General features: G+C 54.1%; 7 protein-coding genes. 2 read left to right on the top strand and 5 right to left on the bottom strand.

The window, feature by feature from the left end; genetic code table 11:
- Position 1 precedes the first annotated feature (1 nt).
- A complete protein-coding gene (locus tag ADG72_RS01490; protein ID WP_048711673.1) occupies positions 2-3,262 on the top strand; it encodes an error-prone DNA polymerase in 3,261 nt (1,086 codons plus the stop codon).
- A gap of 7 nt (positions 3,263-3,269) precedes the next feature.
- On the opposite strand, the gene ADG72_RS01485 is transcribed toward ADG72_RS01490, so the two are convergent.
- The 4 genes from ADG72_RS01485 to ADG72_RS01470 are packed head-to-tail and all read right to left on the bottom strand — an operon-like array spanning position 3,270 to position 8,386.
- A complete protein-coding gene (locus ADG72_RS01485; protein ID WP_048711671.1) occupies positions 3,270-4,565 on the bottom strand; it encodes an AI-2E family transporter in 1,296 nt (431 codons plus the stop codon).
- Positions 4,558-6,360 (bottom strand): AMP-binding protein, encoded by a 1,803-nt coding sequence (locus ADG72_RS01480; protein ID WP_048711670.1) that lies wholly within the window; start codon positions 6,358-6,360, stop codon positions 4,558-4,560. The genes ADG72_RS01485 and ADG72_RS01480 overlap by 8 nt, the downstream gene beginning before the upstream one ends.
- Positions 6,361-6,392: 32 nt before the next feature.
- Positions 6,393-7,712 (bottom strand): tRNA guanosine(34) transglycosylase Tgt, encoded by a 1,320-nt coding sequence (gene tgt / locus ADG72_RS01475; protein ID WP_048711668.1) that lies wholly within the window; start codon positions 7,710-7,712, stop codon positions 6,393-6,395.
- Positions 7,709-8,386 (bottom strand): queuosine precursor transporter, encoded by a 678-nt coding sequence (locus ADG72_RS01470; protein WP_048711665.1) that lies wholly within the window; start codon positions 8,384-8,386, stop codon positions 7,709-7,711. Before ADG72_RS01470 ends, tgt begins: the two co-directional genes overlap by 4 nt.
- 93 nt (positions 8,387-8,479) lie before the next feature.
- On the opposite strand from ADG72_RS01470, the gene ADG72_RS01465 reads away from it, so the two are divergent.
- Positions 8,480-10,090, top strand: a complete 1,611-nt coding sequence (locus tag ADG72_RS01465) for an ABC-F family ATP-binding cassette domain-containing protein (protein WP_048711663.1) — start codon at positions 8,480-8,482, stop codon at positions 10,088-10,090.
- 31 nt (positions 10,091-10,121) lie between these two features.
- Here the strand turns inward: ADG72_RS01465 and ADG72_RS01460 are convergent, their stop codons facing one another.
- Positions 10,122-12,587 carry a DNA gyrase/topoisomerase IV subunit A gene (locus ADG72_RS01460; RefSeq protein WP_048711661.1) on the bottom strand — a complete coding sequence of 822 codons (2,466 nt, stop codon included), beginning with the start codon at positions 12,585-12,587 and terminating at the stop codon, positions 10,122-10,124.
- Positions 12,588-12,641: the final 54 nt, after the last annotated feature.

Raw genomic sequence — 12,641 nt, 5'->3', positions numbered from 1 at the left:
GGTGGGATCCCATCACTTTGCTGAGCTACACGCGCATTCGTACTTCACCTTTCTTGAGGGGGCAGATGCGCCAGAGGACTACGTTTCTTCGGCCCAAAATCTGGATCTTAGTGCTCTTGCTCTACTGGAAGTCGATGGAATGTATTCCCTTATTCGGGCTTTACAGGCAGCAAAAGAATCTTCTTTACCCCTTCTTATTGGCAGCGAATTGACTCTAGATGCGAGGCAGTTCTCCCGATATAGCTCATCAAAAGAAGTCGCTCAGGGGTGGGGGTTACCCAAGGGGTGGGAAGATCGCGGAATTCGCCTTCCTGTCCTTACGACCTCGGCGCAGGGCTATCGGGATCTGTGTCATCTCATGAGCGAGTACACGCTGACGCATGATGCCCTGGAAAGCCCAGCCCACGGCCTCGGAAATATTGCGCAGATGGGGGATATCCGTATTTTGACGGGAGGAAGCAGGGGGCCTCTGCGGCGGATTTTGCATGCGCAAGGGCATACACAGGCCGATCGATTCCTTAAAGATCTCATCGCTTTGTTTGGACATGAACGTGTTCTTCTTGAGAGCGTCTTGATGCCTGGGCAAGATGATCTCGGACGCGAGCTTGCTGAACTTGCACAAGCGAATTGTCTAACTCTTGTTGCAAGTGCTGCTCCTGTCATGGCTTACCCTCAATCAAAATATCGAGCGGATCTTTTGTGCTCATTAAGGCGGGGACGCAGTCTTGATGATCTTCAGTATCGACTTCCAGCACAGCATGCTTTCCTGCGAAGTGCCGAAGAAATGCTGGCTCTGCATCGTAGTGCACCTCAGGCAGTAAACAATGCCTTCGAATGCGCAAGCGAGTGCTACTACCCCTTATCTTTTGATTCCTTGGATCTTCCCGATACGGAAGTTCCCCCAGGTCACACGACGATTTCCTGGCTCAGGGAACTCACCTATTCTCGGGCAGTAGAAATTTACGGTGAGCGCAGTGCTTATCCGCAGGCGTGGCAGGTGATCGATCATGAGCTGGCAATTATCGAAAAACTAGATTTTGCGGGCTATTTCCTGATTGTTCATGACATCGTCGATTTTTGTCGTCGTTCTGGGATCATGTGTCAGGGCAGAGGGTCAGCTGCAAATTCTGCTGTCTGCTACTGCTTGGGTATCACAGCTGTTGATGCGATCAAGCATCATATGCTTTTCGAACGATTCCTTTCTCCGGGGCGATCGGGGGCTCCCGATATCGATATTGATATTGATAGCGCACGTCGTGAAGAAGTCATTCAATATGTGTATCGCCGCTATGGGCGAAGACGCGCCGCGCAGGTCGCGACCGTGATTACTTATCGTTCGCAACTGGCCTACAAGGATGCAGCTCGAGCTTTGGGGATTGCGCCTGATAGCGTGCCTACTCGCGCTCAGCGTCGGGAGCGCTCCCAAAGTAATGAGTCATCGACTTCGCAAGAAATGCTTGGAACCTGTGCGCAGCTTCTGAGCGGTCTTCCACGTCATATGGGCATTCATTCGGGAGGCATGATTTTGACGAAGCAACCCGTGAGCGAGGTATGTCCCATTCGTTGGGCCCGTACAAGCGGACGCAGTGTCATTCAATGGGATAAAGAAGATTGCGCTGATGCCGGGTTGGTGAAGTTTGATCTTTTAGGACTGGGGATGTTGGGGGCGCTTGGAGGAATCTTTGATTCTCTTCAAGAATCGGGCGTGCGAAATTCTCGGGGGAAAGTTCTTTCTTTATACGAACTCGAAGATGAAGATCCTAGGGTGTATGACCTCCTGTGTGCGGCCGATACAGTAGGGGTTTTCCAAGTGGAATCACGGGCACAGATGAATGTACTTCCTCGGCTTCGACCTCGGTGTTTTTATGACATTGTCATCGAGGTTGCCTTGGTGCGTCCGGGGCCGATTCAAGGCGAAGCAGTCCATCCCTACCTGCGTCGTCGCCGGGGAGAAGAGAAGGTGAGCTATCTGCATCCACTTCTTCGTCCTGCTTTGGAAAAAACCTTGGGAGTTCCCCTGTTCCAAGAACAGATGATGCATATCGCTATGGATGTTGCAGGCTTTAGCGCTACGCAGGCGGATGAGCTTAGGCGTGCCATGGGTTCTTCGCGCAGCATTCCAAAGATGCAGAAGCTTCGTGAGCCTTTCATGAAGGGTTTACGCCAGCGCGGTATTCCTCAAAATATCTGCGAGGAAATTTTTAGGCAGGTTCAAGGATTTGCTGATTTTGGTTTTCCCGAGTCGCATTCCTTTTCTTTCGCCTACATTGTGTACGCATCGGCTTGGCTGAAGGTCCACTATCCCGAGCATTTCTATGCGGGGATTTTGTCTCATCAACCGATGGGTTTTTATTCACCCTCCTCGCTCATTCATGATGCACGAGGCCATGGCCTGCTTGTGTGCCCGCCTGACGTTAACCTTTCGGGTGAGAAAACCAGGGTTCTCCCCATCAATGAAATTGAGCGTGTCATTGGCGCGCAGGCGCTTGCCGAGGCGCGTGGAAAGGTAGTCCCCGGAAAAGAAGGATTGGTTGATTCTCACGCGCAGTGGGGGATCGTGATAGGGCTTGATGCTATTAAAGGGCTTGATCGATCTCGTATCCAGAGGATTGTGCGCGAACGCCAGGATGGCTTGTATGTGAGTTTTGAGCAGTTGGCATCCAGAGCTAGGCTCCGCAGCGTTGATCTGGAAAAGATCGCCCAGGCGGGAGCCCTAGATTCTTTGGGATATGAGCGACGCGAAGGAATCTGGGCAAGCGGGAGCTTGGCTCAAGACGGAGGAGATACTGAGGAATATCAACCAATGCTTGATGGCTTTGGCTTGGAATATCATCTTCCCGAGCTTCCACCTTTGGATGATTTTGCCCGCATCAATTTGGACTATGAGTCCATGGGGATGTCGCCCAAACAGCATCCTTTTGTGCTTCTTCGCCCCGACATGAACGCTCAGGGGGTGACACCTGCCTGTCGGGTCACCGCGTGTGAGAATCGTGCTCGTATCAGAGTGGGGGGAATTATTACCCATCGTCAGCGTCCCAGTAGTGGCGGAGGCGTCCTCTTCCTGAGTGTAGAAGATGAAACCGGGAGTGTGAACGTTACGGTCACCGAAAACACATGGCGGCAATTTCGCCAAGAGGTCATGGCTCCGGCGGTTATTGTCGACGGCTACTGTGAAAATGTGTATGGGACACGAAGCGTACGCGCCTTCCGTATCTATCCGATGAATACGGAGCTATGCGTGCGTTCACGCGATTTTCGTTAAAGCGGGGTTATGCGCGCTCGCGAGGCACGTAGAGCTCAGAGAAGATCGACCAAATCACTGAAATGATCGGGATCGCAATGATTGCTCCCAGCAGCCCAGCGGTGAAAGTTCCCACCATGACACCAATACCTACGACGACGGGGTGCAAGGACACCTGGTGCCCCATGATGAGCGGTTGAAGAATATGGCCTTCGATCTGGCCAATCAACGCAATACCCAAACCAACAATTGCGGCGGTGACAATGCCCTTGGCTGCAAGAGCAACGATCATGGCAAGGATCATTGCTGTTGGAGCACCGATAAGCGGAATGAAGGCGCCGATGAACACCAAAATTCCCAGCGCAGGAGCTACGGGGACTCCCAGTATCTGCAAGAAGATAGCGGCAAATAGACCATCTGTTCCAGCTACCAGCATGGTTCCTCGTGCATAGCCGGAGAAAGTTGCCCATCCGGCTTGCGCTGCGCGGTTCGTTACCGCTCGCCGCTGATAGGGAAGGAGCGCGACAAACCACGCCCACATCTGGCTGCCGGAGTGCAAGAAGAAAATCGTGATGAAGAAGGAGAGGACGAGGACCGAAGCAACGACAGCCGCACTCGATACATTCGCCACGGTCTCGCTGAGCAATCCCGACCAATTCGAGGCAAGGAATTGCTTGCCTTGGTTCATCAGAGTTTCATTCAGATGAGTGAGATCGTTGATGGGGATTTGGAAAGGGAGCTTGAGATGGGAAACCAGATCAGAGACCTTCACAAGCCCGTTTTCGACCTCGACAAGAAGGTTCGGCCATTGGCCAGCGATCGAGGTAATCACGAGTGTCATGAGTGCGACAAAAGTGCCGATGAAAGCCAGAAGAGAGGCAAAGACAGCTAGCCATCGATTCAACCAACGGCTGAGGAAATTTGTCAGGGGATTCAATATTGCGGTGAGAAGAAGTGCAATAAAGATCGCCACGAAGACAGGGGTGGCCTGTGCAATTGCGAAAACCACCGCAGAGATGACAATGATGACGCCGATAATTGCCCATGAGCCAACTCCCGCTTGGGCAAGCCAGCGAGGCACAAGAGGCTTACGGGTCGTGCCGTTGAGAACTCGGCGGCTACTGGAGGGTGGTCGCGTAGGCGGGGTCCACTGGACTCTCGGTGGAGCCTGGTGGTGTCGAGGCGCCGCCTGAGTTCTGCTGCGCGCCTTAAGACGTGCAGCAGTATGCGATCCCAGTCGTTGAGCTCCTTGGGAGAGAGAGGTGACAAGCGCCCGTGAATGACGAATGAGGCGCGTGCTCTGGCGCTGAGGTTTCTCACTCATTCTCGTCAGTCTTCTGCTCTGTAGCTGTATCGCCGGGGGAGAGGCGCTCACTTACTGCTGCCGCGGCCTCGCCAATTGCTCTTTGCGCACTTTCAATCATTCGGTTTGCGGGGTCAAGAAGCTGCTCCTTGACCTTGCGGCGCATGACTTTACCCAGCGGATTGCGGGGAAGGTCAGTGATGATCGCAATCTGACGTGGAAGGGCGTAGTGAGAGACGTACTTCTCGGCCCATGCTCGGACTTGTGTAAGGGTAATCATTGGCGCGTCATCTTCCAGGATCAGCGCTGCGGTAACTTCTTCGCGGGCTTCTCCTGCGGGCAGCCCAACCACTGCAACATCCTTGACACCGGGCATTGAGCGAATTGCTGCTTCGACTTGAGAGGGGTAGACGTTGAAGCCACCCGAAAGGATCAGTTCTTTCTTGCGATCGGACATCACAAGGAAACCGTCCTTATTGATCGCAACGTCGCCGGTACGCAGCCATCCGTCTTCAGTGAAAACGCGAGCCGTTTCTTCGGGCGCATCAAGGTAGCCACTAAAGACCTGAGGGCCTTTAACGATGATCTCACCGGGGGTGCCGTCTTCAACATCGATGCTAGGGTCTTCAAGATCGACTAAGCGGACATCGGTCGAGGGGAAAACGACTCCCAAAGCGCCGTGGTACCGATTATCGGCAAGGGGCGAACCGGCGATAACGGGAGACGTCTCGGACATCCCGTATCCCTCGATAATCATCCCATCGGTTGCCTCTTCCCATTGCTGGGCCAAGGTTTTCGAGAGGGGCATCGCACCGCAAATCGACCACTTGATTGTCTTCAGAGAAACGTTCTTTTCGGCAGCGCGATTCATCACGCGTTCGAACATCGGGGGAACACCGACAAAGAAAGTCACAGGTCGACGCTTATGTGCTTCCAATGCCAAATCGACATCGAACTTTGGAAGGAGCAATTGCGTGGCAGCAAGATGAACTGCGGCGCACATGAAGAAGGTCAATCCATAGGCGTGGAAGTAGGGCAACAGTGAGTAGAAGGTTTCAGCACCTTCGTGAAGCTTCCATACCCACATGCGACATTGATTGACATTCGTTCCAATATTGCGGTGGGTGAGAGGAACTGACTTGGGAATACCATTCGTGCCACCGGTATGAAGGATCACCGCTAAATCATCGCCGGTTGCTTGGGGAGTATCAGGATGAACCAGTCGTGCGTGAGCGACTGCCTGATCCCATGAGCGGGCACCTTTAGGGCGCGCGGCACGCATTTGTTCGCGGGTCTGCCGTGCTCGTTCAATTGGAAGGCTTAAAAGCACTCGCTGTGAGCGCGGCATTCCGGCCGAGATATCGACAGTGAAAATCGTATCTAGCGATTTATCACCCTCGCGAATAAATGCGTCAACCGATTTTTCCCAGACGATTGCAACTTTCCCGCGATGGCGATCGAGTTGTTGGTGAATTTCTTCAGCGGGTGCCAGCGGATTGTGCTCAGCAGCGACGACACCAATGCGCATGCAGGCATAGAAAGCAACTAGTGCCTGGGGGCAGTTAGGAAGACAGATGGCACAGACATCGCCGCGGCGCAAGCCTGTCTCGATCAGTACTTGTGCGGCGCGAAGTACCTGAGCATAGAGCTGAGCGTATGTCAGCGTAGCGCCGAAGTAGTCGACTGCAATGCGTTCAGGGTAGAGCCGCGCAGAGGTCTCCAAAAGAGTGATCAACGATGTATCCGGCACGGGTACCTCTAGTGGCGTTCCCGGGTCGTATTGCCTGCGGGATTGCAATGTGAGGTCTGAAACCATGTCCACTCCTAGTAGGAAAACTACTACTTACGTTAGCGTAGGTTAGCGCGCGTGGCGCCTGAAAAACGCCCAAGCATTTCCTCTTTAAACGCTGAATATTCGCCGTTGTCAATCGAATCACGAATGGCATCGACTAGACGAACGGTGAACCACTCGTTGTGAATCGTTGTCAGCGTTGAAGCCAAGATTTCCTTTGCCTTAAACAGGTGGTGGATGTATGCACGGGTGTAATGAGTGCAGGTATAGCAACCACAGCCCTCGACCAGGGGAGTGAAGTCACGCTTGAAGCGGGCGTTTGTAATATTGAAACGACCGTCAGGGGAGTAGATTGCTGCATTTCGCGCGACGCGAGAAGGGTTCACGCAATCAAAGGTGTCCGCACCGGCCTCGACACCACGGAAAAGGTCGTCGGGTTCGGAAATCCCCAGAAGATGACGAGGACGATCCTCGGGAAGCTCAGAACTCACCCAAGAGACGATTGTTCCCAGATTTTCCTTCTGCAGCGCACCACCGATGCCAAAACCATCGAAGATCTGGCCGTTAACAGCCATCTCAGCCAAGGTGCGGGCGGCATGTCGGCGAAGATCCTCGTATTGCGCTCCCTGCACAACGCCCCAGAGCTGTTGGTAGGGCTTTCCGACGCGCTCGTTGGTGAGACGCTGATGAATAGCCAAACACTGACGGGCCCATTCATGGGTACGTTCAAGAGATTCTTCTTGATAGAAACGAGGGTGAAGCAGCGAGGTCAGCTCATCGAAGGCGAACATGATGTCCGAGCCCAATTCGTGCTGAATGCTCATCGATACTTCGGGAGAGAAGCGGTGCTTCGAACCATCGATGTGACTTGAGAAAATCACACCCTCTTCATCGACGACTGCACGTGAAGCCTTGACAGCCTGCTTATTGAGTTTGGGATCATCGAAGCTTGCTTGACCGCTGAACTCGGCTGAAAGCACTTTCTTAAACCCGGCCCCCAGAGAAAGAACCTGGAAACCGCCAGAATCCGTGTAGGTCGGGCCGCCCCAATTCATGAAGGAACCTACGCCACCGGCCTCGTCAACAATGTCCGAACCTGGTTGCAAATAAAGGTGGTATGCATTGGCAAGTACAGCCTGTGCACCCAGATCGCGCACCATCTCGGGGATAAGGGCTTTGACGTTTGCTTTTGTTCCAACCGGGATGAACGCAGGAGTCGAAATAGTGCCGTGTGCGGTGTGAATCGTGCCGGTTCGTCCTAAGCCTGGACCATAGTCAAGTCGCGTTCGGCAATCAAAACCACGATCGCGATCCGAGGTCGGGAAGGGGCCAATGAACTCAGCTGGTCTGCTCAGCCAATTGGAGGAAGCACTCATGCCAAGACCTCGTCACTCTTCAGGTGCTCGACGCGGCGCACCAACGCAATCACGCGGTAGGTGATGGGCAAGAAGATAACTTCAATACCGACCTTGTAGACGTAGCCAGTAACGATGTAGTTCACGAATTCCATTCCAGGGATGATGCCCGCAAAAGCAATCGTGCAGAAAATAACGGTATCGAAAGCTTCGCCAACCAGGGTTGAACCGATCAGACGTGCCCACAGGTGCTTGGCGCCCCAGCGCTGCCTAATTTTCACCAAAACCAGCGAGTTCATGAGCTGGCCTACCAAATATCCGCCGATCGAAGCGGCAACGATGCGGGGGACAAAGCCGAGGACTGCAACAAAAGCATCCTGATTCTCATACCCGGGGCCGGCTGGGATTGACTGAACGACCCAGAAGGTGAGCGAGGCCAATAAAGATGCTGCGAAGCCCATGATGATGACCCGACGTGCCCGAGCAAAGCCGTACACCTCAGAGAGAACGTCACCAAGAATGTAGGTGAGCGGGAAAAGGACAGCACCGCCATCGAAAACCAGGTGGATTGTGCCCGCATCAAGCGCCGTGACCTTCGTTGCTGCGATATTCGAAATGAGTAGGAAAGCAACGAAACTAACAGCAACAATGTCGTACACACGAGGCTGTGCGCTGCGTTCGGCGTGCTCGGTCATCAATCTCAACTTTCTATGCGCGTGATTTAACCCTTCTATTGTGCCTGCTTGGTGCGTGAGCATGCGCGCTGGGCACCCCGTTAGAATGGCAGAGTGATCAATGTTTCTCACTTTTCCTTGCGGATCGGTCCGCGCGAGCTCATTTCAGATGCCTCTTTTAGGATTGATAAGGGGATGTGCATCGGATTAGTTGGTCGCAATGGTGCGGGTAAAACAACGACGATGCGGCTCCTGGCCGGAGAAGAAGACCACGGCGCTGCCCAGTATGAAGGCACAATTACACGTAACGGAACTGTTGGGTATCTTCCCCAAGATCCACGCGAAGGTGATCCCGATCAACTGGCGCGCGACCGAATTATTTCGATTCGCGGTATCGATGCGATCATTAAGAAAATCAAGCGTGCCGAACAAGAAATGTCGACGACCGAAGGTGCGCGTCAGCAAAAAGCTATGGAGCGTTACGTTCGTCTCGACCATGAATTTACCCAGGCAGGCGGGTGGGCGGCGAATGCGGAGGCCGCACAGATTGCTCACTCCTTAGGCCTAGATGATCGCGTATTGGGGCAGACTCTCTCAACGCTGTCGGGCGGTCAGCGTCGAAGGGTTGAACTTGCACGTGTGCTTTTTTCGGGGGCAGATACCCTGCTGCTTGACGAACCGACAAACCACCTTGATCACGACTCCATTCTGTGGCTTCGTGACTGGATCAAGACTTTCCCCGGCGGGGTCTTGGTAATCTCCCACGATGTGAAACTTCTGGGGGACACTGTGAATCAGGTGTTCTACCTGGACGCTAATCGTGCGCATGTCGATATTTATCATTTGGGTTGGGCTGCATACCTCAAACAGCGTGAGGAAGATGAGAGGCGACGCAGAAAAGAACGAGCTGTCGCGCTAAAGAAAGCCGAACAGTTGCGCGTGCAGGGCGAAAAAATGCGCGCAAAGGCCACGAAAGCCGTTGCTGCTCAACAGATGCTTCGTCGCGCCGAAGAATTGGTCGCCTCTGTAGGAAGCGAACAGGTCCAAGAAAAGGTTGCGCGGCTGCGTTTCCCCGAACCGCTTCCCTGCGGAAAAGTACCGCTGAGTGCGCATGGCCTGTCAAAGAGCTACGGCTCTTTGGAGGTTTTTACCGGTGTTGATCTTGCCATCGACCGCGGTTCGAAAGTTGTCGTCTTGGGGCTTAATGGTGCGGGTAAAACAACTCTTCTTCGTCTACTTGCTCGCGTTGAAGAACCCGATAGTGGGGTAGTTGAAGACGGTCATGGCCTCAAGCTTGGCTACTACGCTCAGGAACACGACACCCTAGATATGAATGCCACTGTTAAGGAAAACATGGCTCATAGCGCCCCGGGGTTTGACGATACTCAAGTGCGCAATGTCTTGGGTCAGTTCCTATTCAGCGGAGATGATGTCGACAAACCGACACACGTACTTTCTGGTGGAGAAAAGACCCGTCTTGCGCTGGCAACCTTGGTTGTTTCGGGTGCAAACGTTCTCCTCTTGGATGAGCCGACGAACAACTTGGATCCTGCCTCGCGCGAAGAAATTCTGCACGCGCTCCATTCCTATGAGGGCGCGGTCGTTCTGGTCACCCACGATCCGGGTGCCGTGACAGCACTTGCCCCCGAGCGTGTATTGGTTCTTCCCGATGCCGATGAAGACCTTTGGGATGATTCCTATCTGGACTTGGTGACACTCACCTAAGCCCAGATAGAACAAGCACGAGGCCGCTATCTCAACCGATAGTGGCGATTGCGTGCGTAATCGGGGTTCCCGAAGCGTCGCGGCGCTCGTCGAGCGCGGGAAGCTCCACCGGAGTTCCATCAGCCGAGGCTGCTCGTGGGTTATCCCCAACCCACGCAATATCCAGGCGATCCTCTCCGCGGAGGAAACGCTGGACGCGTACGCCTTGGGTGCCTCGTCCCTTGTAGGGATATGCGGCTAGGGGAGTGACCTTCGCTGTTGTTTGTCCCGTCCCCGGGAGCGCTCCAGCTGCACCGGCCACGGTTACAACTACAGCCTCGTCCGGGCTGCTTACCGCCCAGAAGCCCAGCACGTTTGCCTCATCCGAAAGCTTCATTCCTGCCATTCCCGAGGCCGTGCGTCCCTGTGGGCGGACCTTCTCGGCAGAAGTGCGAAGAAGCTGAGCGTCGGAGGTGATGAAAACAAGGTCGGAGGTGTCGCTGCTGGGGCCAAATCCAACCAGTTCATCTCCCTTTTCAAGTGAAATGACTTCCCATTCGTCGCGCTGAAGCACATCGGGTTTCAAACGTTTGACAACGCCCATGCGTGTGCCCATTGCCATGATGGTATCGGCTTCGGGATCAAGCAGGCCGACTGCAGGCGCATCGGTATGAATCAGCAGGGCACTGGGAGTTGCAGCCGCGAAGGACAATCCGGTCTCAAAGCGCGGAAGTGCGGGAAGATCGACGACGTCAATGCGGTGGGCAATGCCATCGGAGGTCACGACTGCAATCTGCGAACGAGCAGAGGTCGAAAGCTGCGCACGGATTCCGTCGTGCGAGGCGCGAGGACCGGCTTCGATCGGATCTGCACCTTCTACTCTGGCCAGTGATCCTGCTGCCGAGAGGACAACAACACACGGATCATCGGGAACTTCGAGCGACATTGTCGTCGTTTTCCCAGTTGCCGCGGGGATTGCAGCGAGCGCGGCGCCGGGCTGCGCTTGGTCAACCCGGGTGCCAGTTGCTGAAAGGAGAAGGGTCCGACGAGGCGTTCCCAAACGTGCGGCAACCTCAGAAAGCTCCTGGCTGATGAGCGCGTAGAGACGATCTTGAGAAGCCAAGATCTCTTCCAGCTCTGCAATCTTCGCATTGAGCTCATCACGTTCAGTTTCGAGTTCGATGCGAGAAAATTTTGTGAGTCGACGCAAACGCAACTCAAGAATGTGGTTTGCCTGGACTTCAGAGAGGTCGAAAGCAGTTTGAAGGCGTTCGCGCGCGGTTTCGACGTCATCGGAAGAACGGATGATGGCAATAACATCATCGATATCGAGAACTGCGATGAGTAAGCCTTCAACCAGATGCAGGCGATCACGACACTTTCCAAGGCGGAAGTTGCACCGGCGAGTTGTGACGTCGATTCGATGGTCAAGGAAGACCCGGAGCATATCTTTGAGCCCCAGCGTCCTTGGTTGGCCATCAACCAATGCAACTGCGTTGATCGAGAAGGAATCTTCCAGAGGGGTACGAGCATAGAGCTGTTGGAGAACTGCTTCTGGGTTAAATCCGTTCTTAATCTCGATGACCAATCGCAAACCGTGAATACGGTCAGTGAGGTTCTGAACCGCCGAGATGCCCTTCAAACGACCGGCAGAAACATTTTCTTTGATCTTCTCAATGACCTTTTCGGGTCCGACCATGTAAGGGAGCTCAGTGATGACAAGGCCCATCTTTCGCGCGGTAACACGTTCAACCTGGACCTTTGCGCGAGTCTTGAATGCCCCGCGGCCTGTTTCGTAGGCGTCCTTAATGCCCTCCAAGCCGACGATGACGCCGCCTTCCGGTAGATCAGGACCGGGCACATAACGCATGAGATCTGCAACGGAGGCATCGGGATGCTTGAGAAGATACTGAGCTGCAGCAATTGTTTCTGAAAGATTGTGAGGCGCGATATTCGTTGCCATGCCCACAGCAATACCTGAAGCACCATTGACGAGAAGCTGAGGGAAACCGGCAGGGAGCACTTCCGGCTGCATGAATTGATTGTCGTAGTTGGGAACGAAGTTGACCGTGTCTTCATCAAGAGAGGCGACCAGGTCCAAAGCTGCTGGAGCCATCCGTGCTTCGGTATAACGTGCAGCAGCCGGACCGTCATCAAGAGAACCGAAGTTTCCATGTCCGTCAACCAAGGGGAGTCGAAGATTGAATGGCTGAGCCAGTCGGACTAGCGCATCATAGATTGCCGAGTCGCCGTGGGGGTGGAGTTTACCCATAACCTCACCGACAACCCGTTGGGACTTCACGTGACCCCGATCAGGACGGAGCCCCATTTGGTCCATCTGGAAAAGAATGCGGCGTTGAACAGGCTTTAATCCGTCACGTGCATCAGGAAGAGCTCGTGCATGGATGACAGAAACTGCGTATTCAAGGAAGGAGCCCCTCATTTCTGTCGAGACATCGATTTCGGTGATGTTCTGATCAGCATCGGGGAGGTTCAGCTTTTCGTCCTTCGTTCGCATGGGTCGATTCTCTACGAAATTGGCGTAAAACCGCCAGGTACACGCCGCTCTTGA

The organism is Trueperella pyogenes (genome assembly GCF_001070855.1).
GTDB lineage: Bacteria > Actinomycetota > Actinomycetes > Actinomycetales > Actinomycetaceae > Pauljensenia > Pauljensenia pyogenes_A.
Note: the sequence above shows the minus strand (reverse complement) of the source record. Positions and strands in the feature narration are given on the sequence as shown.